Consider the following 23,455-nt stretch of genomic DNA (forward strand, 5'->3'; position numbering starts at 1 on the left):
CGTAATTTGATTGGTATTGACCGTCAAGCTATAAAGACGCCCATTCGTCCCGGGATCACACCGCCTCCATGGAAAAGCCGCGTAGCAGCACCGCCGACAGCGGTAAACAGAAAGTCCGCTCGGCCGAGGTCGGCACCGACATCCTCAAGGCCTTGGCCGAGTTGTCGCCATCGACATCGTTGTCGCGTCTGGCCGAACACGTGCAAATGCCAGCGAGCAAGGTTCATCGCTATTTACAGGCGTTGATCGCCAGCGGCTTTGCCGAGCAAAACGCCGCCACCAATCATTACGGGCTCGGCCGCGAAGCCTTGCGCGTCGGCCTGGCCGCTTTAAACAGTATGGACGTGCTGAAAGTCGCCGCCCTGCCACTCGCCGAGTTACGCGACGACCTGAACGAAACCTGCTTCCTCGCGGTATGGGGCAACCAGGGCGCAACCGTGGTGCATATCGAACCGGCGGTGCGTGCAGTGACGGTGGTGACGCAACTGGGTTCGGTGCTGCCGCTGCTGAGTTCGTCCACCGGACTGGTGTTCAGTGCTTTTTTGCCGAACCGCGAAACCGTTGAGTTACGCGAACTGGAAGTGCAGGCAACAGCTGCCCATCCGCTGGCCGATGACCAGACCTACGCGACCTTGTGTGAACAGATCCGCGAACGCGGCCTGCATCATGTTCATGGTTTGCTGATGCCGGGAGTCGATGCGCTCTCGGCCCCAGTGTTCAATGCCGTCGGCCAGGTGGCGGCAGTACTGACCATCGTCGGCCCGACGTCGTTGTTCCACGCCGACGAAAACGGCCCGGCGGCGCAGCGATTGCTGGCGGCGACCCGGGCCGTGAGTTGGCGGATGGGCTATGAGCCCAGCGCCGTCGTCGGTTAAATCGTTCGGTGCTGAACGCCTGTGTTTACTCCAGTAGTGTCTGCTCGCTGGAGTCGGGCTCTTCGAGCGCCTCCTTCATCAATGCGCTCATCACCGCCAGATCCACGGTTTTTCCACTGCACGCAGAGACAACGCTCAAACAGGTATTCGCATCGCCCAAGCGCTTGGCAATCGCCTTCTGCACCTGCGAGAAACCCAACTTGCCGATACGCATCGTGGCCAGTTCCAGCATGCAATCGAGGTAGCTGGAGAAAACTTTCTTATAGTCACCTTCGTGGTAAGCCATTCCCCCCTCAAACACCCCTTTTGCCATCACGACGGCGCTCAATCCAAAACCGATCGGCGGGAACACACAGCCTACGACGGCAACCGCCGCTACTGCAGCTTCGTAGGATACTTTGGCAACAATCTCGATGAGACTCGTGGTTTGTGCATCGACACCGTCAATGATCTGCCTGATCATCTCGCTGTAACAATGCGAAAAGTCGAAAACACGGCTATTAACGTGTAGTGCCGGCGGCTCGTCGTCGGTACTACGTTGCGTCATCTCTTCGATGTATGCGCTGATCACTCGTTGGTCGGTGTATTTGACTCGCTTGCAGTAATAACTGCCTAACCCCCCCACTTTTACCGACCTGGCGAACTCGGCCCGTGGTCGAAACCATCGGCCGTCAGGTGCATTCGGGGTATACAACAGATCCGTGGCCACGCCATCGTTCATCAAGCGGAAAACATAAACGCCCTGGACCCTGCGGTTTTGCAGATAAAACTGGTACACACCGTTGCGTTGGGGAGATTCAGGGTCATCATTTTCTATTGGATCGGTGGACTCCGGTACTCGCAACCGATCAATAGCTTGTTCGATACGTTCATAGTGTTCCCGCGAAAGCACACCGCTGAACAGTTCCGCCAATGCGGCTCGCTGCATTTCATGCAGTTGCAGGTTGACATAAACATCACGCTTGAACGCGTAACCAAGGGCATAGGGGTCCAGGTAGTCGGTGGACAGCATGTCGATGTATTTTTCGCCCGGACGCAACGTCTTCGACCAGCCCACCATGTATTTCATCAGCACGTCGGCCATCAACGTGTCGGAGATGGGGGGATGGCCGGCCAACAAACGCAGTTTCGGATAGATTCCCGGGTTATGTATCGGCCCGCTATCTTCCGTGATGTGTTGTTCCTTGATGATGAGCTGAGACAAGGTCATTTCTTGCGACTCGTCCAGCATCACCTTTATCAGATCGGGATTCACGACGACTGTTTCACCGTGTTCCGCCAGAACATCTTCAACCCTTTGTTTGATTAGATTGTACGCAAACTTCTCGTAACTGATCAGCGCCGCCTCGTGGCTGGCCAGCCGGGTCAGCGCTTTAAGCTCGGTATTCAACCGGGCGAAATACTGTCGATGGTAGGGTGTAGCCGAACGATAACCGACAGGAATGACCGCCTCCACTTCGCCCCGCAGCCAACCGACATTGAGCAAGACAGCGTGGCGTAATGCACCATGCCCCACCGATGGCCAGGCGTTGCGCTTGATACCCCATTGAACCGGTAGCTCTGCCTGTAAATGCCGCATGTACGACTGGGTGCGCTCTCGCTCACTGGCGTGAGACTGCCGACTCAGGTAACTGCGTGCTTCTGGCAGCCTCGTCCAGTCGAACACATGGAAGTTCAGTTGTTTGAAGCTTGCAAACTCGAACCAGACCCTGCCCCCCGGAGCGTCCGGCGCATAGAGCACGCAAGCACCGCCCTCACCTTCCGGTCCGCAATAGACAATCATCCCTTGAAAGGGGATTTTCCAGCCATCGAACGAAAGCTCTCCCGCCGAATAATTTCCGGTGTTCTGGCTGGCCAATTCGACGATCTTGAGACTGTCGTCACTGATATGCCCTTGCAACTTTGCGCTGAACGAACTCAGGTCCGTGCGACTGTCCAGCACGGCTTGCAGGGCATGCAGCACCGCTTCGCTGGTGTATTTTTCTTCAAATTTCTCGGCATACAGCGAGCGCACGCTCTGGCTGCCCATCACCTCCAAAAGGTCTTGTTCGGTCAAGCCTGTCGGCAGCGCTTCACCTTCAAGGGTGATCTCCAATGGAACAGAGGCCGGATCATACAAACCATTGAGCATGAACTCGGGAAGCGTCAGGCGATTACGTTGAACAACCTTTTGCTGACCCACATAGAACGTATGACGAGCGTTGACGAAAATCTGCTCCGGGTCGATGAGTTCGCCGGAGAGAATTCGGACAAACTCCTGGGCATAAAAATGTGCGAACGCCTTGAGGGACCTGGTTTCTTTCAGCAGTGCATCAAGCGCTTGTTCTTTTGCTGCCAGGGACTGTTCCGTATCGACATAATACTGGCGATCTTCTTCACTGGCACGCTGTAGCCAGTCCGGTATCAGGTGAGGTTGTTCGGCCATTGCTGGTTTCGAAGGGCGTCGAAGTTCTTCCTGAACTTCACTACCCGCACCTGTCGTTAAATCATTAACACTCATGCACACTTCCTTTTGGCATCCAATGATATTACCAAGTACAAAATTATTATTAGTCACAGCCAATAAAATTCTTTAACACCCCGCACACTGATCGCACGAGGGATTTTACCGACTCAATCCATTCATCGGCCACCGCACAGACTTATAAGAAGCTGCTTATTGCGCTCGGTAATACTCGACGATACCGCGACCAAACAAATTCAGCTTTTCAATATTGAAGATTTTGTCATCCACGCGATAAAGCGGATCAAACGTCCATTGCCGGGTAAACACACCCGCATACTCATCACCGAACGCTGGAAACTCGTCATCCTGGACCTTCTCCATGATCGCCCAGCTCAGGGTTTGCGAGTAATCGACTACCTGCTGCCCAAGGTCATTGACCACTGTCGAGTTCAGGTAAGTCTCATCGGCTTTGATACCATACTTCAACTGTTCAAAATCCTTATCCAGCATCGCACTGATCTCTTCCAACAAATCCATATTCAACAAATCCATATTCAACATCTCTGAAATCCTTTTAATAAATAAGTGATCACCCCCCGCACAATAGATAAATTCACATGAGCCGGGCCGACGAACACCTTATAAAGATTCCCGCCATCAAAGTACACCCCAGAACATGTATGCATTCGTAAACAACCACAACAAGATCGTGCTCAACCCACACTTAAAATACTGAACCCCTGCACTGTTTCCCTGGCCACCTCCTGAGTTCCTCGCCCCACGCCCAACGTTCCATTGATCCGTCGCGCCCGGCTTTTACCGTATGTAACGATATAAACAAAGGGTCGGCAATTCGTTAGTTCGCGTTACCTTGAGCGACTAACTTAAACACTTCTATTTCACGTTGACTCAACTGGTTTTGTACAAGAGTTGCCACCTCTGGCTAGTCCGGCCCCTGGATCAACTCCAGCGTCGCTGACGGCACCTGACGTGCATCGGGCCGTGGCAGCGACTGTTGCCGATGCTGTAACAGTCATTGTCCCGAATCGCTATTTTTCCTTTGGGGATAAGGACTTATCCTTGCCTGGCTTTCACGGCAAACCGCCTGAAAACGCACACGCAGTGAAGTGTGAACAGCCCGCTAGCACTGCGACTGAGTTCAGATGAGTTGAAGCAATCCCTTCAGTTCATCGCCCCGTGTTTACTGACGTTGATTTGTAGCTCCTTGATCCAACGTCTTACCTTGGCCGCTGCGTTTGCAGCGGCCTTTTTTATGGGCGAAATAAAAGAACCCCGTGAGCACGGGGTTCGATGGGGGAAGTGTTCGGAGGCGAAGCTGATTGAGCGCACGCCGGCAATAGTCTTCGGAGTTACAGCGAATACTTCTGCAGATTCGCCATCATTTCCTTCAACGCTTCAATGTTGTCCTTGGGATGCGCTGCGCCTTCAAAGTCGCAGATCTGTTGCCAATGGGCAGCAACGTCTTCCGGCGAGAAGCCCTCGCGAGGATCGAAACCGGCGCCGAGGCTGCGTTCCCAGCGCACTTTACCCATCCAGCCACCGCCGACTTCGAACAGGCCGGAGGTTTCCTGGCAGTTCTCACTGGCCAGGTACACCACCAGCGGGCTGACCAGTTCCGGCTTCAGCTGTTCGAAGACTTGCGGCGGGATCAGGCCTTCGGTCATGCGCGTGCCGCCGGTCGGGGCAATGGCGTTGACCAGAATGTTGTTCTTGCGGCCTTCGATGGCCAGGGTGCGGGTCAGGCCATAAAGACCGAGTTTGGCCATGCCATAGTTGGACTGGCCGAAGTTGCCGTAGATGCCGGAGGTCGAGGCAGTGAAGATCACTCGACCGTAGTTTTGCTCACGCATGTGCGGCCACGCGGCACGAGTGACTTTATAAGCACCTTCGACATGCACGCGGTAAACCAGGTCCCAATCGCCGTCTTCCATTTTGTGGAAGGTCTTGTCGCGCAGAATCCCGGCGTTGTTGACCACCACGTCGATGCGGCCGAAGGTATCGAGGGCGTGTTGCACGAGTTTGTCGCCGTCGGTCACCGAATCGTGGTTGGCCACAGCAGTGCCGCCGGCCTCGCGAATCTCTGCCACCACGCGGTCGGCTGCCGAGGCATTGGCGCCTTCGCCTTGAGCCGAGCCGCCGAGATCATTGACCAGTACCTTGGCGCCCTGCCTGGCGAATAACAACGCATGAGCCCGTCCGAGACCGCCGCCTGCACCGGTGACGATCACCACTTTATCTTCAAAGCGCACAGACTCTTTCATTACCAAACTCCAGCAGGCCAGGGACAGTGAGCCCGAGTGTCAGGCACGGCGCGGGCAGTCACAATCAACAGGGCTGAGGCTGAATGGTGTGCAATAAGGCGGGGGGATGATGGGCGCCAGATACGCTGACGCCCCTGCACGACAGTGCTCAAGGCGTAAAACGAAACGGGCCTGCATTTGCAGGCCCGTTTTCAGTGGGGTGGTAAGGGTGTTTCAGGCATCAGCTATTGAGCGCGGCCTGTTCGTTCTCGAGAAATTCTTCTTCCAGCAGCGCGTCGGCATGAGCCCCCGAGCTGATCGGCGTGACAGTGGCGCGTTTACCGCGCAATTTGCCGAACAGGTGTTCCAGCGCATGTTCAAGCTTGGTGGCCGCCCCGTCGATGGCCAGTTCCAGTGTGTCGGCTTTATGAGTAACGGAAACCGGTTGATGGCCTTTTGGCCGCGCTTCAAGCTGGCAGCGCATGTCGTGTGGACCGGGTTTATCGCCGTTCTCGTCCCGCAGGTGGACTTCGACCCGTGTCAGGTCTTCTTCGTATCGTTCGAGCGTGCTCTCAATGGTAGTACGTACCCACTCCTCCAGTCGGATGCTGCTTTGAATATGGTTATCGCTATTGACTTGGATTTGCATAGTTCATCCCTTATTTCAGCTAGCTCGCGAGAGGTCCGGTGCAGTGTTTGAAACCTGGGTGACCGTGACCTCTTAGTTACAGAGTTGGGCAGATGGAGAAACAATTCAACCCCTAAAAAAAGATAAATATTCCTACGCAAAAAAAGCCGGACAACCGACAAAAGCGCTGTTAATGTCGGGAGTCGACTCGATCCGCAACGCCGCAATAAATCCTCACAATTGCCCCTCACCCAGGGGGTGCAACCCGCGAAAAATCTCCGCCTCCTCCACCAGCCAGTCATGCACCGCGCGCACGCCCGGATGGCTCAGCGCCCCCGGTGAATACAGCAACACGTAGCGTTTGTAGTTGGGCACTGCGACGCCAAACGGCACGATCAGCGTGCCACGCTCCAGCTCATCGTTAAGCAAGGTCCGCCGGGCGATGGCCACGCCCATCCCGGCAATCGCCGCCTCGATGGTCAGGTGGTTGCGGTTGAAGGTATGCCCGCGCCGTACGTCGGCACCGTCGAAGCCGGTGGCGTTCAGGTAAAACTCCCACTCCGCGTATTCATAACTGCCGCGCCAGGCGGTGATGTCGTGCAACAACGGAAAATGCACCAGATCCGCCGGCCCATGCAGCGGCGGTCGGCCACGCAACAGGCTCGGCGCGCAGACCGGGAAAATCTGCTCGTCGAGCAAGGCTGTGGATAACAATCCCGGGTAACTGCCATCGTTCAAGTCGATGGCCAGGTCGAAGTCGCCTTCGTGCAGCGCCACGCTGCTGTCCTCGGCTACCAGCCGCAACTGGATATCCGGAAACCGTTGCTGCAATCGCGGCAGGCGCGGCGTCAGCCATTTGCCGAGAAATGAAGGAATCGAGCGCAAACGCAGAATGCCGCTGATCATCCCCGCATCCAGCCGGCGCAATTCCGCGTCAATGCTGCCATAGGCCTCATTGACGGTCAGCGCCAGGCGCTGGCCTTCGGCACTCAATTCGACGCCCCGGGCGCGGCGGTGAAACAGGCGAAATCCCAGGCGCTCTTCCAACTGGCGGATCTGCTGGCTCACGGCGCCGGGCGTGATGTGCAGTTCTTCGGCGCAGCGGGTGAACGACAAGTGGCGTGCCGCACAGGAAAACACATGCAGCCAGACGTAGGTCTGGGCATGAAATTGACGACTCATCGTTTAGTCCTACTAAAGCCTGTCTTAGGAAGTTTCGTTGGTCAGGGCTGACCGAGGTAGGCAGTATCGCCGACATTGCGCTTGGCCTACAAAAAATGGCGGCGATTCCTACTCCATTGTTTGTAAGGCTTTAGCATGGCTATCAGTGTTTTCGATCTCTTCAAAGTCGGCATCGGTCCGTCCAGCTCTCACACCGTCGGCCCGATGCGCGCTGCGGCAACCTTCGCCCAAGCGCTGTTTGACCAGGGCTTGCTGGAGCACGTCCGGCGGGTGGAAGTGCGTCTTTACGGCTCGCTGTCCGCCACCGGCGTCGGCCACGCCACCGATCGCGCCTGCGTCATGGGCCTGATGGGCGAATGGCCCGACAGCATCGACCCGACCTGCATCGGTCCGCGTATCCAGCAATTGCGTGAACGCGGCGAACTGCTACTGGCCGGTCGCCGGACCATTGCCTTCGATTGGCAACGCGATTTGCTGCTGCTCGATGAAAGCCTGCCCTACCACCCCAACGCCATGTCGCTGACAGCCTTTGGCGAAAACGGTCAGTTGTGGGAACAAACCTACTACTCGGTCGGCGGCGGTTTCATCGTCGAAGCGGCCGAAGCCGAGTCCGGTGTGCCGGCCGCCAGCGACGTGGTGTTGCCGTACGAGTTTTCCAGCGCCGTGGAATTGCTGTCGTTGTGCAACCAGCACGGCCTGCGGGTTTCCGAGTTGATGATGGCCAACGAACGGGCCTGGCGCAGTGATGCGCAAATTCGCAGCGGCCTGCTGCACATCTGGTCGGTGATGCGTGAATGCGTCGAGCAAGGCCTGCGCCACGAAGGCGTGCTGCCGGGTGGCCTGGATGTGCCGCGCCGCGCCGCGAAACTGCACCGTAGCCTGCTGGAAATCGGCAAACCGAACGTCATCAGTTCGACCCTCTCGGCGATGGAATGGGTGAACCTGTTCGCCCTCGCCGTAAACGAAGAAAACGCCGCCGGCGGACGCATGGTCACCGCACCGACCAACGGCGCGGCGGGCATCATCCCGGCGGTGCTGCATTACTACATGAAGTTCAACCCCGACGCCTCGGACGACGATGTCGTGGCGTTTTTCCTCGCCGCCGCGTCGGTGGGCATCCTCTGCAAAAAGAACGCCTCGATCTCCGGTGCCGAAGTCGGCTGCCAGGGTGAGGTGGGCTCTGCCTGCGCCATGGCCGCAGCCGGCCTCGCCGAAGTGTTGGGCGCGACACCCGAGCAACTGGAAAACGCCGCCGAAATCGGCCTGGAACACAACCTCGGCCTGACCTGCGACCCGGTCGGCGGGCTGGTTCAGGTGCCGTGCATCGAGCGCAACGCGATAGCCGCCGTGAAGGCGATCAACGCCACGCAAATGGCCCTGCGCGGCGACGGCAAACACTTCATTTCCCTGGACCGGGTGATCCGCACCATGCGCGATACCGGCGCCGATATGCACGACAAATACAAAGAGACTTCACGGGGCGGCCTGGCGGTGAGCTGGGTGGAGTGCTGATCGGCTTGATCGCCCTGTCAACGATCATCTACTCCGTCATGCCCTGAAACGGCCCATGAATGAGAAAGGCGAGCCATTGAGCTCGCCTTTTTATTGCCGGTTTATTGACCCGGAGCAGGACCGGCATGGCCCTTGCTTCGTCAGAATGGAGGCACACGGATGTTGTTGAAACCTCAGCGAACGGCCTGCCGATGGTCTGGAAAAGCGAACCAATCCTGATCCCGGCGGGTCAATGACTGCACGATCCAATCAAGCGGTGACGCATTATGGATAACCCCTTTCAACTGATCACCGACGCTTTTGCGCCGGATTATCAGGTCAACCTGAGCATTCAAGGGCTCGACGGCAGCATCATGCTGACCCTCTCCAACGCCGGCCGAATCGTCGCCAAACGGATGATCAGCGCCGAACAACGCAATGACCCGCAACGCCTGAAACGGCTGGTGCAAAGCATTCAGTTCGGCATCGCCATCGAACAGGGCCACAGCGCCGTGGCGATCCTTGAAGCGATGACCAACGGCGACAACCTCAAATTGCCGCCGCCCTCACCCAAGACTCAACCCCCTCGGCCGGCAAGGTTTTAAAGCTCGCCCTTCTCGACTTCCGGATGTTCACCGGAGCCCACCCCGGTCGTGCGCTGCGGGTGTGCGATCTTCACCGACGGGAATTGCGACGAGGCATAGCGCACCACCAGAATCGAAAACGCCAGCAACAGAATCCCGCCGCACAGGTAGATGATCCCGATATCCGGCGGGTTGTGGTGCGACACGTTGGAGATCAGCAGGCGCGTCAACGCGGTGATCGCCACGTAGATCAGAAAGCGCACCGGCATGTGGTTGGTCTTGAAGTAAATCCCGACCATCGCCCCCAACTCGAGGTAGATGAACAGCAGCAGGATGTCATCGATCTTGATGTCACCCTCCTTGATCATCAGCAAAAACTCCACCACCGCCGCCCAGGCGGTGACTGCACCGATGGCGAACAGCGCCAGGTAATGGAACGTCTCAACAAACAGGTTGCCCAGCGATCCGGCCAACTCATGGACGTTCTGGCGAAGCTTTTCAGCCCAATTGGTATTCACGGTAGTTCTTCCTTAGGTCGGTTCGACCGATGATGCGGGTTCGACGTGATGGTTGTTCTGCATGCAGAAAAAAGGCCAGCGGCATGGAGTGAGATGGTAGCGGGATGATATGAGGCACGTTGGGGTGCTTTGGGTAAATGTAGGACCGTTCTGAATTTGGTTTTTGTGCATCGGATGGATTTCTGGGGGCGCGCCAGCAGGAACGCGCCCTGCGGCGATTAGCAGCCTCACAGGCGACAAAAAACCATACAGAGCCAGCACATCGCTACGATTGTGCCCACCAATCTCTGCACGCTAACGTCAAACCGTCGCTGCCCATTCAGCGACCGGGCCTGAGAACCTGGGTAATATGCGCGTGCACCAGCACCAAAAAATCACGACTGCCGGCGTTTTTATGTCCGAATTTCCGTGTAATGGCGGCTGTGCGTGGGAGACCTTCGGGTCTGCCGGGGCGCGTGCATACCGGTTTCTCAGCCTGCGCATAGCTGCCACCCATTCGCCTGAGAACGAACGTGGCCGCTCTACTTTGTTTCTGGAGTATTGCTAATGCACGCTATTGATCCGTCCAAAGTTCGCGCTTTTACCACCTCCGCCCCCTCGGAGGTGATCCATGACTAATCTCCAAGACCTGACAACCGCCGGCCTCACGCCCTTTTCCATCCACTCCGACCAAGCCCTGTTCCGCGTCAACAGCGGCGTTTCGATCCACGAAGCCTTGTCCCACGTCTCCGACTTGCTCCACCGCTCCAAACTGCTGGCCGAAGACGCGGCGATGGAACGCGGCAAGGACCGCTATGCGTGGGCGTCGCATTACTTGCAGGAGATGAGCAAGGCAGTGATCGATGACGTGGTGAAGGTGTTGGGGGCACCGGGTAATAACCCCGTTTGAATGGAAAAAGCCCCGGGCTTCTCTTGAAGGCGGGGCTTTTTTGTACAGTTGCAGAACGTCTTTAGACCGTACTCAATCGATCAACCATGTCGGGGAATTTCTCCACCAATTTGATCAAAAGTGCCGCCTGAGCGTTGGGTTTCGACTTGTCTTGCTCCCAGTTCCTCAGCGTGCCAGGACTGGTGCGAATACGCCTGGCGAAGACTGTCTGAGACATGTGGAGTTTGTCACGCAGCGCCACAATCTCCTGCGCCGAAACTTCGGGGACGGGCATTTCTTCGATCGTGTTCTGACGGAGTGTGATCTTGCCTTCGCGCTGCGCGGCCATTTCACCCACGCCCTGCATCATTTCTGCAAACAGATCGCGCTTTTTCATAGGGTACCTCTTGCCTTCAACTCGGCTTCTATCGCTCTCTTGAGTGCCTTCTCTTGATCGGTGCTCAAGTTCTCAAGCTCATCTTTGTCATAAATCGCGAACATCCAGAACTGACCGTCATTCATCAGCCAATAATAGATAACCCGCAAACCGCCTCGCTTGCCTTTGCCCCGGCGCCCATCTGCCCATCGCAGCTTACGGAAACCGCCAGTGCGGGGCATAACGTCACCCGCCTGTGGATTCAACTGCATATCAACCTGAAGCGCTCGATACTCATCATCCGTCAGATAGTCACCGACAGTTGCCGTAAACGAGGAGGTTTCGAAGAAAACGGTTCGTATGACAAAACTATAGGCAAGTTGCTTATAGTTTCGCAAGCGACGATTCCCCGCGCTGACGAACAGTCATCCACAGATGGCTCGCATACACCACCAGATACTGGTCGACTGTCAGGCCGCCATCGCGAGCAGGCTCGCTCCCACAGTTTTGATTGGTGTACATCTGCGCATGATTGTGATCGTTCCCACGCTCTGCATCAGCTTACGAATTGTGACGCAGAGCGTCACAGGATGCATTCCCACGCAGAGCGTGGGAACGATCAATCTAACGCCGTTCGCGCTCTTACCACTCAGGCCGGCCGGTAGGCCGCCGTGCTGTTGCAGTTGATCTTGATCCACCCGCCCCTTCGGCAGGCCGAGCGCAGGTGTTCATCAGGGGGTGGGCGCGCAGCGCCGTACGGCGCAGCCGGACACATCGAGAGGAGGTCGTCGCGAAGCAGACCGGAGGCGATGCCCCCTGATGGACACCGGAGCGAGGGAACGCCGAGCCTAGGCGAGGTGCCGTACGCTTGGGGCGAGCGTTTTTTTGCTTACTTTTTTTAGGCGCTTGTAAAAAAAGTGAGTCGCCGTCAGGCGAAACCCTAAGTGGCCGTTACCGCAGGAATGGATATGTACACCAGCATGAGATGGGTCGGCTATCAGGCCGCCTTCGCAGGCAAGCCAGCTCCCACAATTTTGATTGGGGTACATCTGCAAGAGATTGGTCGGCTGTCAGACCGCCATCGCGAGCAAGCTCGCTCCCACATTAGGTAAATCGAGAGCAATAAAAAGCCCCGCGCTTCTCTCGAAGGTGGGGCTTTTTGTACAACCGCAAAACCTTAAGGCGCGTAAGTCAGCAACAACTCGGTCGGCACCTTGAAGTCCAGCGACATCATCACACTCAACGCCGTGATGGTGAAAATCGAAAACACAAACAGCTTACGTGCCCAAACCGTGTCATCCACCGCCTTGTAGCCAGTCCAGGCCATGTACAACCAGTACATGCCCATGGCCGCCGCAACAGCAAGATAACTCATGCCCGCATAACCGCTGAACGTCAGCATCAAGGTCGCCACCAGGAACGCCAGGATGTAGAGCAGGATGTGCTTCTTCGCCACCTGAATCCCGCGCTTCACCGGCAACACCGGAATCGATGCCGCCAGGTAATCATTGAAGCGAAAGATCGCAATCGCGTAAGAATGCGGCATCTGCCACAAGCTGAACATCACCAGCAGCGTCAACGCCGCCATGTCGAAGTTATTGCTGACTGCGACATAGCCGATCACCGGCGGCATCGCCCCCGACAGACTGCCCACCAGCGTGCCGTGAACCGACTTGCGCTTGAGGTACAGGCTGTAGAAGCCGACGTAGATGACAAAACCGATCACCGCGAACAACGCTGCCAGCGGGTTGGCCACGCGATACAGCAAGGCCACGCCGGCGACACCCAGGACGGTCGCGTAAACCAGTGCCAGTTTCAGGGAGATCAGGCCCTGGACCAGCACACGGTTCTTGGTGCGTTCCATCTTCAGGTCGATGTCACGGTCGATGCAGTTGTTGAACACGCAACCCGACGCGACCACCAGGGACGTGCCGATCATCGCAGCCAGGAAAATGGCCAGATCGACATGCCCTTTCGAGGCCAGGAAAAACCCGCCTGCCACAGAAAGCACGTTACCGAAAATGATCCCCGGTTTGGTGATTTGGATAAAGTGCTTTAAGGACATCCGGACTTTCCTCAGTGCGCCATCATGACGGAATGGATGCTGTACATGATCCACAGCGACAGACCGACCAACAGGACGATAACCAGCGCCGCGAAAACAAACGCAATCACGTTGTTACGCTGGGCGGCGGAGCGGTCCAGGTGCAGGAAGTAGACCAAGTGCACCAGCACCTGGATCACTGCGAAGGCCAGTACGATCCACAGGGTCATGGCTTTCGGCAGGGATGGGTACATCACCAGGCCGAAAGGAATGACGGTCAGGATCACCGACAGGATGAAGCCGATGGCGTAGGACTTGACGCTGCCATGGCTGTCGTCGTGACTGTCGTGGCCAGTGTGTGAGTGAGCTGCATTAGCCATTTACAGAGTCCCCATCAGGTAAACAACGGTGAATACGCAGATCCACACAACGTCCAGGAAGTGCCAGAACAGGCTCAGGCAGCTCAAACGGGTCTTGTTGGTCGACGTCAGGCCGTGCTTGTTGACCTGATACATCATGATCGCCATCCAGATCAGACCGCTGGTCACGTGCAGACCGTGGGTACCGACCAGGGTGAAGAACCCGGACAGGAAGCCGCTGCGGTTCGGACCGAAGCCTTCGGAGATCAGCGTATGGAACTCGTTGATCTCCATGCCGATGAAGCCCAGACCGAACAGGAAGGTGATGGCCAACCAGCCCAGCACCTGAGTCTTCTTGCCTTTGAACAACGCCAGCATGGCGAAGCCGTAGGTGATCGAGCTGAGCAACAGGCAGGCGGTTTCGCCCAGCACGTAGGGCAGTTCGAAGATGTCGTGGCCCGACGGGCCACCGGCTACGTTGTTTACCAGTACCGCGTACACCGCGAAGATCGACGCAAACAGAATGCAGTCGGTCATCAGGTAGAGCCAGAAACCGAATACGGTCATCTCGCCCGAGTCGTGGTGATGGTCATCGTGCCCATGGTCATGACCATGGGCGTGTCCAACATTGGTCACTAAGTTCGACATGGTTTAAGCCTGTTCCAACGAGGTTTCAACACGGGTGGCGGTGGCCGGAATCGCTTTGGCCGCAACCAGACGCTTGTGCTGCTCGGCTTCAATGCGCTCGATCACGTCGACCGGCACCATGTAGCCTTGATCATCACGGGCAGCGTGGATCACGAAATAGATCACGGTGCCAGCCAGGCCAAAGATGGCCATCCACCAGATGTGCCAGATCATCGCGAAACCGAACACGGTCAACAGAGCACCCATGACCAGACCGGTCGCGGTGTTGTTTGGCATGTGGATCGGCTCGTACTTGGCCGGAGCCTGGTACGCAGTACCGTTTTCCTTGGCTTCGGTGAACGGGTCGATGCCTTCGGCTTTCGGCAGTACAGCGAAGTTGTAGAACGGTGGTGGCGACGAGGTCGACCATTCCAGCGTGTGGGCATTCCACGGGTCGCCGGCTTCGCACATGTTCTGTGGCAGCTTGCGATCACGGATACTCACGTAGAGCTGGATCAACTGGCAGGCAATACCGAAGGCGATCAGTACCGCACCAACCATTGCAACGTGCAGGTACGGTGTCCACTCAGGATTGGTGGTGCTGTTCAGACGACGGGTCATGCCCATGAAGCCCAGTACATAGAGCGGCATGAACGCGACGAAGAAGCCCGAGATCCAGAACCAGAACGCTGCCTTGCCCCAACCTTCGTGCAGCTTGAAGCCGAACGCTTTAGGGAAGTAGAAGCCGAAGCCGGCGATGTAGCCAAACACGGCGCCGCCGATGATCACGTTGTGGAAGTGCGCGATCACGAACAGGCTGTTGTGCAGTACGAAGTCAGCACCCGGGATGGCCAGCAGTACGCCGGTCATGCCGCCGATGGCGAAGGTCACCATGAAGCCCAGGGTCCACAGCACTTGGCTGGTGAAACGCAGACGGCCCTGGTAAATGGTGAACAGCCAGTTGAACAGCTTCACCCCGGTCGGGATCGAAATCAGCATCGTCGCCAGACCGAAGAAGGCGTTGACGTTGGCACCCGAACCCATGGTGAAGAAGTGGTGCAGCCAAACCATGAAGCCAAGGATCGAGATCGCGCCGCTGGCGTAGATCATCGAATGGTGGCCGAACAGTTTCTTGCCGGAGAAGGTCGAGATGACTTCGGAGAAGATCCCGAACGCCGGCAGAATCAGGATGTAAACCTCGGGGTGACCCCAGGCCCAGAACAGGTTGACGTACATCATTGGATTGCCACCAAGTTCATTGGTGAAAATGTGGAAATCCATGTAACGGTCAAGCGTCAGCAATGCCAGGGTAGCGGTCAGGATCGGGAAGGAAGCGACGATCAGTACGTTGGCCCAGGTGCAGGTCCAGGTGAAGATCGGCATGTCCATCATTTTCATGCCCGGGGTACGCATTTTCAGCACGGTGGCCAGGAAGTTGACCCCCGTTAGCGTCGTCCCCAGACCCGATAGCTGTAGCGCCCAGATGTAGTAGTCCACACCCACGCCCGGGCTGTAGCCCAGTTCCGACAGCGGTGGATACGCAACCCAACCGGTACGGGCGAATTCGCCGACACCCAGGGACACGTTCACCAGCACCACGCCGGAAACCAGCAGCCAGAAGCTCAGGGAGTTCAGGAACGGGTAGGCAACGTCACGCGCGCCGATCTGCAGCGGCACTGCAAGGTTCATCAGGCCGGTGAAGAATGGCATCGCCATGAAGATGATCATGATCACACCGTGAGCGGTGAAGATCTGGTCATAGTGTTCAGGTGGCAGGTAGCCAGGCGAACCCTCAGTGGCCAGGGCCAGCTGGGAGCGCATCATCACGGCGTCGGCAAAACCACGCAGCAGCATGATCATGGCAACGATGATGTACATCACGCCGATTTTCTTGTGGTCGACCGACGTCAGCCACTCGGTCCACAAATAGGTCCACTTCTTGAAGTAGGTGATTGCAGCAAATACCGCCAGACCACCGAGCGCGATCATGGCGATGGTCACCATCACGATCGGCTCGTGGAACGGGATCGCTTCCCAACTTAATTTACCAAACATCGTTTACTCCTCTGCCCCGGCAGCTGAATGCGAACTCATGTCCATCCCTTCCATACCGGCCACTTCCTTCTCTTCCTTCTCGTGGTGCATCGGCTTGCCCGGTTTCATGCCTTCATACTTGTCGATGATGGTCTGGAACAGGTTCGGCGCGTACGAGGAGTAGAGTTCAACCGGGTTGTTCTGGCTTGGTTTGGAAAGGGCTTCGTATTCAGCTTTTTCAAGCTGTTTAGGTGCCTTCTTGACATCACTGACCCAGGCGTCGAAATCAGCCTGGGAGGTGGCGATTGCTTTGAATTTCATGCCAGTGAAGCCAGCACCGCTGTAGTTGGCGGAGATACCGTCAAACTCGGCATTCTGATTGGCGATCAGGTGCAACTTGGTTTCCATGCCCGCCATCGCGTAGATCTGACCGCCCAGGCCCGGAATGAAGAACGAATTCATCACGGTGTCGGAGGTGATCTTGAAGTTAACTGGCGTGTTGGCCGGGAACACCATCTTGTTGACGGTGGCGATGCCTTGTTCCGGGTAGATGAACAGCCACTTCCAGTCCATCGCGACCACTTGAATGGTGATCGGCTTGACGTCGGATTCCAGCGGACGGTAAGGGTCCAGGGCGTGGGTCGACTTGTAGGTGACATACCCCAGCGCAATGATGATCAGCACGGGAACAGCCCACACCGCGATTTCAATCTTGGTGGAGTGCGACCATTTCGGGGTGTAGACGGCGTCCTTGTTGGAAGCGCGGTATTTCCAGGCGAACAGGAAGGTCATGACGATGACCGGGACCACGACCAACAGCATCAGCAGCGTTGCGGTGATGATCAGGTTGCGCTCGTCCAGGCCGACCTGGCCCTTGGGATCGAGCAGGGTCATGTTGCAGCCTCCCAGCAACAGCGTGCCGAGCAGCGGCAATAAGCCTAGTAGTCTGGGGTACCTGTTTTTACTCATCTCACGACCTCTAAAGCAGCTTGCGCAATGCAGTTGGGTTTTGATCGCCAACACTTCACCCTGCCAAGGGTTGGCATTTTTCTTGGATTGAATAAGGGCTTGCCCGTCGCGCGTTAAACGCTGCTCGACACATCCTGGGCTAGCGGTGAGTTCTTATTCGAATTCGTGGTCAAAGGCCTTGTCACAGACCAATTCCATTTGGTGCGGATAGTTGGAAGGCGCCGACACCTGGCGTCGAAAGAAGCCCGTTACAGCCCCACGACCGCCCCTTGTGCCAAGGAGTACGCCGCGCCGGTATTTCAGTGCGGGCGATTGTAGATATGTAACGTTGTATAAACCATGTCTCAACTCGAAATAATTTTTATCGGATACCGCAACAATCATTAACGAAATCTGCAAAGATTATCCACGATGTCGAGACATATTCTCAATAACGACCCCAAAAAATCCAGCTCTGCGGTCCACAGTTCAGACAGCTTCAGCCCCTCTCGAAGCATCGCCGACCTCGCGCAAGTCCCCTTATCACAAGGCCTTTAGCCATTCGTCCGAGCCTGTTAAAACTGCCTGTAGCGACACATTGGCGGGCTTCCGGAGAGGCCCGCCAGCAAGGTAAATTCCCTGTCAGTTTCGCCGACGACAATCGTCTTTGAAATGAGTTGCGACACCTTGGCTGTGACAACATGTCGCACACGTGCCGCACCCTTCTTTGTCGCGCGTCACGATCCTTTGACAGACCCGCTGAAACGCAAAGCGCCCCGGCCTCTTTTCGAGGTCCGGGGCGCTTTATTCAAGGCCTGTGGCTGCGGCAAGAAGCTTCAGTTCAGGTGTTTGCGGTTACGCGAAATGAGCAGTGGCACCAGCACCACGGTCAACACAAAGGCCACCAGCGCCCACTGTGCCAGCGACAGGCCGAGGATCGGCGGGTACGGCGTCTCGCAGAAGCCGTCGACCTGGAAACCCAGCGGGAAGATCTTCGCCAGCGGCAAGCCGTCGACAATCGGTTGCAGCACATCGATGCCACAGCTGACCGCCGGGTAAAACTGCGTATAGACGTGATGCCCGGCCGCTGCAGCGCCCGCGAGGGCGAAGATCACCACCAGCCCTTCAAACACGGTGATGCTGCGACGGGTGCGCATGGCGGCACCGATAAAGGCACTGATCGCGATCAGCAACAGCGCATAGCGTTGCAGGATGCACAGCGGGCATGGCGCCTCGCCCAGCACCACTTGCATGTACAGCGCGCCACCGATCAGCGCCAGGCAGATGATGCCCAGCAAGACCAGGAAGCGCCGCTCACGGCCCAACCGCATCATTTCCTCGTTCATTCCCGTTTCCCTTCTGACGATCTATTGCCCACAAGTCTACACGCTGACCCTGACCTTTGAGAGTCTGGCGCGTGCCGGTGGATGGGGGGAATAGACGATAAGCGGGTTAAGAAGGGATTAACTTTCAAACAGAATGTGCAAATCGATCCTGAAGATGATCGTTCCCACGCTCTGCGTGGGAATGCAGCCCGTGACGCTCTGCGTCACAAAGCGGACGCAGAGCGTCCATTGAGGCATTCCCACGCAGGAGCGTGGGAACGATCAGGTGGGAGAGTTACTCCAGTGCAGCAGCCGGGCCGAAGAACTCGTAGCGGCTCTGTTTCTCTGGCACACCCAAGGCCTTGAGGTGACGCTTGATTGCGGTCATGAAACCTTTCGGGCCGAGGAAGTAAGCGTCCAGGTCACGCTCTTGCGGCAACCAGTCCGCCAACTGCTCCTGGCTCAACAGCCCGACTTTATCCGCCGCCGGGCTGACGCCGTCATCTTCGGCGTAGCAATAGAAGCGCTTGAGTTGCGGGTGACGCTCGGCCAAGCCGTCGATCCAGTCGCGGAAGGCATGCACGCCACCGTTACGCGCACAGTGAATAAAGTGCACCGGACGCTCGGTGGCCAGTGCCGCTTCAAGCATCGGCAAGGTTGGTGTGATACCGACGCCGCCGCTGATCAGCACCAGCGGCTTGTCGCTGGCGGTCAGGGTGAACTCGCCCGCTGGCGGGAACAACAGGATGCTCGCGCCGACGTGGAGCTGGTCGTGCAGGTAATTCGACGCACGACCACCCTCTTCGCGCTTGACGCTGATGCGGTACTGGCCGTTGTCGCCCAAGGACGACAGCGAATAGTTGCGGCGGATTTCTTCACCGTCGAGGATCAGTTTCATGCCGATGTACTGACCCGGTTCTGCCGCGAGAATCGGTCCCTTGTCTGCCGGTTCAAAGTAGAACGAGGTGATTTCCGCGCTCTCTTCCACGCGCTTGGCCAATGTGAATTCCCGCGCCCCGCGCCAGCCGCCGACCGCTGCGGCCTTCTGGTCGTAGATCGCGGTTTCGGCGCCGATCAGGATGTCGGCCAGTTGGTTGTAAGCGGCGCCCCAGGCGCTCATCACTTCTGGCGTGGCGATCTCGTCACCGAGCACTTCGGAAATCGCCCGTAGCAGGCAGGCACCGACAATCGGGTAATGCTCCGGCAGGATTTGCAGGGCAACGTGCTTGTTGATGATCTTCGCCACCAGGTCGCCCAACTGGTCGAGCTGATCGATGTGCCGCGCGTACATCAGCACCCCGCGCGCCAGGGCCCGTGGCTGGTCGCCGCTGGCCTGGTGCGCCTGGTTGAACAACGGACGAACCTCTGGGTACTCGGAGAGCATCATGCGGTAGAAGTGCGTGATCAGGGCTTCGCCACCACTTTCCAGCAGCGGTACGGTGGATTTGACGATGGCACGATCTTGAGCGCTAAGCATTAAGGGAGTACTCCTGAACGACTGGGTTTATAGTTTTCTACCCATTACACATCAGTTTCCATGCCAACAATTAAACCTATATAAATCAATAACTTAATAAACATGTAGTCATAACGACACAAGCGGATTTATAGTCACCTCGACTACATGGAGTCAATATGACTGCAAAACCTTTGCTCACCGCGTTGCTGCCGCTGGTCTCCGACCTTTCCCGCGAACTGCCCGAAGGCGAGCGCTACCGCCGCTTGCTCGAAGCGATGCGCGCCCTGCTCCCCTGCGATGCCGCCGCCTTGCTGCGGCTCGACGGCGAATGGCTGGTGCCGCTGGCAGTGGATGGCCTGAGCACCGACACCTTGGGCCGGCGCTTCAAGCTCAGTGAACACCCGCGCTTTGCAGCGTTGCTCAGTCGCTCAGAGCCGACGCGTTTCCCCAGCGACAGCACCTTGCCCGACCCTTATGACGGCTTGGTCGACGGCCATGGCGATCACCTGGAAGTCCACGACTGCATGGGTTGCCCGCTGTTTATCGATGAGCGGCCGTGGGGCTTGCTGACCCTCGACGCACTGGACCCGGAGCGCTTCGAGCCGATCGAACTGGACGCCTTGCAAGCCTTTACCAGCCTCGCCGCCGCCACGGTCAACGCCGCCGAGCGTATCGAACGGCTGGCCAATCGCGCCGAAGACGAACACCAGCGCGCCGAGGTCTATCGCCAGGCCAGCGGTCAGCAGAGTCGCGAAATGATCGGCCAGAGCAAAGCGCACAAGCGCTTGGTGGAAGAGATCAACCTGGTCGGCGGCAGTGACCTGACGGTGCTGATCACCGGCGAAACCGGGGTCGGTAAAGAGTTGGTGGCCCAGGCGATCCACGCCGCTTCACCGCGTGCCGACAAACCGATCATCAGCCTCAACTGCGCCGCGCTGCCCGACACGTTGGTAGAAAGCGAGTTGTTCGGCCATGTGCGCGGTGCCTTCACCGGGGCGCTGAACGACCGTCGTGGCAAGTTTGAACTGGCCAATGGCGGCACGCTGTTTCTCGATGAAGTGGGCGAATTGTCGCTGGCGGTGCAGGCCAAATTGCTCCGTGTGCTGCAAAGCGGTCAGTTACAGCGCTTGGGTTCGGACAAGGAGCATCAGGTCGACGTGCGCCTGATCGCCGCGACCAACCGTGACCTGGCCGAAGAGGTGCGCAGCGGCCGCTACCGCGCCGACTTCTACCATCGCCTCAGCGTCTATCCGTTGCTGGTGCCGGCGCTGCGTGATCGCGGTCGGGATGTGTTGTTGCTCAGCGGTTACTTTCTCGAACAGAACCGCTCGCGAATGGGCCTCAACAGCCTGCGCCTGAGCAGCGACGCCCAAGCGGCATTGCTGACCTACAGTTGGCCGGGCAACGTCCGCGAACTGGAGCACTTGATTGGTCGCAGTGCATTGAAAGCGCTGGGCAACTCACGGGAACGGCCAAAGATTCTCAGCCTGAGCGCAGCGGATCTGGACTTGCCCCACACGCCCCTTGAAACACCCCCAGCGCCAGCCAGCATTGAGCCGGCGCCCACCGTTGAAGTATTCGGTGACCTGCGCCAGGCCACCGAGAACTATCAACGCCAGTTGATCACCGCGTGTCTTGAGCGCCATCAAAATAACTGGGCCAGCGCCGCCCGTGAGCTAGGCTTGGACCGGGCGAACCTTGGGCGAATGGCCAAGCGGTTGGGGATGAAGTGATACACATCATTGTGGCGAGGGGGCTTGCCCCCGTTGGAGCGCGAAGCGCTCCCCCGCTTTATTCCTGATAGAACTTCATGGCTGGTTTCACGACCGCTTCGCGGCCGAACGGGGGCAAGCCCCCTCGCCACAGGATTCACCGTTCGGCATTAAGGTTAAAGCCTGCCCCGCTTACGTCGATAACCCGGTATCAATAGTTGCTGGCGGTCCTACAATCGCCCATCACCTTTTTACTCAGAAGGTTTTTATGTCCTCCAACAAAGCCCGCGCAGATTCACTTTCGCTTCTGCTCTTTACCTTGCGCAGCGGCAAGCTGATGGCGATCAACCTGCTGAAAGTCAGTGAAATCATCCCCTGCCCGCCGCTGACCAGGCTGCCGGAGTCGCACCCGCACGTCAAAGGTATCGCCACCCTGCGCGGCACCTCGCTGTCGGTCATCGACCTGAGCCGGGCGATCGGTGAGCGGCCGTTGGAAGACCCGGACGGTGGCTGCCTGATCGTTACCGACGTCAGCCGTTCCAAACAGGGCCTGCACGTACAAGCGGTGAGCAAGATCGTCCATTGCCTGACCACCGACATCCGCCCACCACCCTACGGCTCCGGCGGCGTACGCGCGTACATCACCGGCGTGACCTCGGTCGACGGCACGCTGGTGCAGGTGCTCGACATCGAGAAGGTCATCCACGGCATCGCCCCGGCACAGATCGAAACGGCCCCGACCGAGCTGAGCATGGAAGACGCCGAAGTACTGGGCAACGCACGCATTCTGGTGGTCGATGACAGCCAGGTGGCACTGCAACAATCGGTACACACCCTGCGCAACCTCGGCCTGCAATGCCACACCGCACGCAGCGCCAGGGAAGCCATCGACTGCCTGCTGGACCTGCAAGGCACCGCGCAGCAGATCAACCTGATTGTCTCGGACATTGAAATGTCCGAGATGGACGGTTACGCCCTCACCCGGACCCTGCGTGAAACCCCGGACTTTTCCCACCTCTACATCCTGCTGCACACCTCGCTGGACAGTGCGATGAACAGCGAAAAAGCCCGCCTGGCCGGGGCAAACGCGGTGCTGACCAAGTTCTCCTCGCCAGAACTGACCAAATGCCTGATCACCGCCGCAAAAGCTGTCGCACAGCAAGAACAAGGTCATTGAGCCTTGGCTGAAGAGTATTGCCTGCTGCTGCGGCGCGACCTCGCTGGAGTGTTGCCCGCCATTGGCTGGCCTCCAGGCATTGTGCTGAACCAATACCGCCCCGAGCTGGCCGAAGCGGTTCATCAACTGATGGAGCAGGGTTATCAGCAAGGCGGCGGTCGAGTACCGGCGTTAGAGGTATGGCGCGAGCGCTTTGAAAGCGATGCGGAATATGACCCGGCGTTGTGTTTCATCGCCTCGGATGCCCGCGGCATTGTCGGCGTGGCCCAGTGCTGGACCAGCGCCTACATCAAGAATCTGGTGGTGCATCCACGGGCTCAGGGTCAAGGTTTGGGACGAGCGTTGTTGTTGCACGCCTTCAGTGAGTTTCAACAGCGCCGCGAAGGCTTTGTCGACCTCAAGGTCCTGGAAGACAACCAGCGCGCTCGGCGCCTATATGAAAGCGCCGGGATGCGCGTGGTACGCCGGGAATTGGTTCCAGACTGATACCGCTATCGCGAGCAGGCTCGCTCCCACAGTAGTTTTTCGTAGTACACAGAAT

Annotated in this window: 22 protein-coding genes; 7 read left to right on the forward strand and 15 right to left on the reverse strand. The window is 57.7% G+C overall.

Annotation, left to right across the window (positions count from 1 at the left end; translation table 11 throughout):
* Nucleotides 1–68: 68 nt before the first annotated feature.
* On the forward strand, nucleotides 69–875 hold the full coding sequence (locus tag BK658_RS13555; protein WP_123582727.1) for an IclR family transcriptional regulator: 807 nt from the start codon (nucleotides 69–71) through the stop codon (nucleotides 873–875).
* 25 nt (nucleotides 876–900) lie between these two features.
* On the opposite strand, the gene BK658_RS13560 is transcribed toward BK658_RS13555, so the two are convergent.
* The 5 genes from BK658_RS13560 to BK658_RS13585 form a co-directional block, all read right to left on the reverse strand.
* A complete protein-coding gene (locus BK658_RS13560; RefSeq protein WP_185019822.1) occupies nucleotides 901–3,375 on the reverse strand; it encodes a dermonecrotic toxin domain-containing protein in 2,475 nt (824 codons plus the stop codon).
* Between the two features lie 156 nt (nucleotides 3,376–3,531).
* On the reverse strand, nucleotides 3,532–3,882 hold the full coding sequence (locus BK658_RS13565; RefSeq protein ID WP_259740082.1) for a hypothetical protein: 351 nt from the start codon (nucleotides 3,880–3,882) through the stop codon (nucleotides 3,532–3,534).
* 809 nt (nucleotides 3,883–4,691) lie between these two features.
* Nucleotides 4,692–5,603, reverse strand: a complete 912-nt coding sequence (locus tag BK658_RS13575; RefSeq protein ID WP_123582729.1) for an SDR family oxidoreductase — start codon at nucleotides 5,601–5,603, stop codon at nucleotides 4,692–4,694.
* Nucleotides 5,604–5,823: 220 nt separating this feature from the next.
* Entirely contained in the window at nucleotides 5,824–6,231 is a 408-nt protein-coding gene (locus tag BK658_RS13580; protein WP_123582730.1) for an HPF/RaiA family ribosome-associated protein, read from the reverse strand.
* Between the two features lie 213 nt (nucleotides 6,232–6,444).
* Nucleotides 6,445–7,392: a LysR substrate-binding domain-containing protein gene (locus BK658_RS13585; RefSeq protein WP_123582731.1), complete on the reverse strand. Its 948-nt coding sequence runs from the start codon at nucleotides 7,390–7,392 to the stop codon at nucleotides 6,445–6,447.
* A gap of 135 nt (nucleotides 7,393–7,527) precedes the next feature.
* On the opposite strand from BK658_RS13585, the gene BK658_RS13590 reads away from it, so the two are divergent.
* Nucleotides 7,528–8,904 carry an L-serine ammonia-lyase gene (locus tag BK658_RS13590; RefSeq protein ID WP_123582732.1) on the forward strand — a complete coding sequence of 459 codons (1,377 nt, stop codon included), beginning with the start codon at nucleotides 7,528–7,530 and terminating at the stop codon, nucleotides 8,902–8,904.
* Between the two features lie 266 nt (nucleotides 8,905–9,170).
* Entirely contained in the window at nucleotides 9,171–9,488 is a 318-nt protein-coding gene (locus BK658_RS13595; RefSeq protein WP_123582733.1) for a DUF3509 domain-containing protein, read from the forward strand.
* Here BK658_RS13595 and BK658_RS13600 read toward each other — a convergent pair.
* Nucleotides 9,485–9,985 carry a phosphate-starvation-inducible protein PsiE gene (locus tag BK658_RS13600; protein ID WP_123582734.1) on the reverse strand — a complete coding sequence of 167 codons (501 nt, stop codon included), beginning with the start codon at nucleotides 9,983–9,985 and terminating at the stop codon, nucleotides 9,485–9,487. The two genes, BK658_RS13595 and BK658_RS13600, sit on opposite strands and share 4 nt — an antisense overlap.
* Nucleotides 9,986–10,595: 610 nt before the next feature.
* Between BK658_RS13600 and BK658_RS13605 the strand changes: the two genes are divergently transcribed.
* Nucleotides 10,596–10,874, forward strand: coding sequence for a DUF3077 domain-containing protein (locus BK658_RS13605; protein ID WP_123582735.1), 279 nt, complete (start codon nucleotides 10,596–10,598; stop codon nucleotides 10,872–10,874).
* Nucleotides 10,875–10,935: 61 nt separating this feature from the next.
* On the opposite strand, the gene BK658_RS13610 is transcribed toward BK658_RS13605, so the two are convergent.
* The 9 genes from BK658_RS13610 to hmpA form a co-directional block, all read right to left on the reverse strand.
* Nucleotides 10,936–11,250, reverse strand: coding sequence for a helix-turn-helix domain-containing protein (locus BK658_RS13610; RefSeq protein ID WP_123582736.1), 315 nt, complete (start codon nucleotides 11,248–11,250; stop codon nucleotides 10,936–10,938).
* Nucleotides 11,247–11,591, reverse strand: a complete 345-nt coding sequence (locus BK658_RS13615; protein WP_123582857.1) for a toxin — start codon at nucleotides 11,589–11,591, stop codon at nucleotides 11,247–11,249. The genes BK658_RS13610 and BK658_RS13615 overlap by 4 nt, the downstream gene beginning before the upstream one ends.
* An 815-nt stretch (nucleotides 11,592–12,406) precedes the next feature.
* Nucleotides 12,407–13,294 carry a heme o synthase gene (gene cyoE, locus BK658_RS13625; RefSeq protein ID WP_054595737.1) on the reverse strand — a complete coding sequence of 296 codons (888 nt, stop codon included), beginning with the start codon at nucleotides 13,292–13,294 and terminating at the stop codon, nucleotides 12,407–12,409.
* Between the two features lie 11 nt (nucleotides 13,295–13,305).
* A complete protein-coding gene (cyoD, locus tag BK658_RS13630) occupies nucleotides 13,306–13,653 on the reverse strand; it encodes a cytochrome o ubiquinol oxidase subunit IV (RefSeq protein ID WP_123582737.1) in 348 nt (115 codons plus the stop codon).
* The gene (locus BK658_RS13635) at nucleotides 13,654–14,280 is read right to left on the reverse strand and encodes a cytochrome o ubiquinol oxidase subunit III (RefSeq protein WP_019693534.1); all 627 of its coding nucleotides are present in this window, start codon (nucleotides 14,278–14,280) and stop codon (nucleotides 13,654–13,656) included.
* Between the two features lie 3 nt (nucleotides 14,281–14,283).
* Complete coding sequence (gene cyoB, locus BK658_RS13640; protein ID WP_123582738.1) at nucleotides 14,284–16,314, reverse strand: cytochrome o ubiquinol oxidase subunit I; 2,031 nt, start codon at nucleotides 16,312–16,314, stop codon at nucleotides 14,284–14,286.
* A gap of 3 nt (nucleotides 16,315–16,317) precedes the next feature.
* Nucleotides 16,318–17,262, reverse strand: a complete 945-nt coding sequence (gene cyoA, locus BK658_RS13645; protein ID WP_123425050.1) for a ubiquinol oxidase subunit II — start codon at nucleotides 17,260–17,262, stop codon at nucleotides 16,318–16,320.
* An 815-nt stretch (nucleotides 17,263–18,077) separates the two neighbouring features.
* The gene (locus BK658_RS13655; protein WP_473218018.1) at nucleotides 18,078–18,587 is read right to left on the reverse strand and encodes a disulfide bond formation protein B; all 510 of its coding nucleotides are present in this window, start codon (nucleotides 18,585–18,587) and stop codon (nucleotides 18,078–18,080) included.
* Between the two features lie 274 nt (nucleotides 18,588–18,861).
* Nucleotides 18,862–20,043 (reverse strand): NO-inducible flavohemoprotein, encoded by a 1,182-nt coding sequence (gene hmpA, locus BK658_RS13660; RefSeq protein WP_123582739.1) that lies wholly within the window; start codon nucleotides 20,041–20,043, stop codon nucleotides 18,862–18,864.
* A gap of 158 nt (nucleotides 20,044–20,201) precedes the next feature.
* Between hmpA and norR the strand changes: the two genes are divergently transcribed.
* From norR to BK658_RS13675, 3 genes are all read left to right on the forward strand, one after another.
* Entirely contained in the window at nucleotides 20,202–21,758 is a 1,557-nt protein-coding gene (norR, locus tag BK658_RS13665) for a nitric oxide reductase transcriptional regulator NorR (RefSeq protein ID WP_123582740.1), read from the forward strand.
* A 247-nt stretch (nucleotides 21,759–22,005) separates the two neighbouring features.
* Nucleotides 22,006–22,914, forward strand: a complete 909-nt coding sequence (locus BK658_RS13670; protein ID WP_054595729.1) for a chemotaxis protein CheV — start codon at nucleotides 22,006–22,008, stop codon at nucleotides 22,912–22,914.
* 3 nt (nucleotides 22,915–22,917) lie between these two features.
* The gene (locus tag BK658_RS13675) at nucleotides 22,918–23,400 is read left to right on the forward strand and encodes a GNAT family N-acetyltransferase (protein WP_185019823.1); all 483 of its coding nucleotides are present in this window, start codon (nucleotides 22,918–22,920) and stop codon (nucleotides 23,398–23,400) included.
* The last annotated feature ends 55 nt before the right edge of the window (nucleotides 23,401–23,455 follow it).

The sequence above is a fragment of the Pseudomonas brassicacearum genome, from assembly GCF_003732175.1.
GTDB classification, from domain to species: domain Bacteria; phylum Pseudomonadota; class Gammaproteobacteria; order Pseudomonadales; family Pseudomonadaceae; genus Aquipseudomonas; species Aquipseudomonas brassicacearum_G.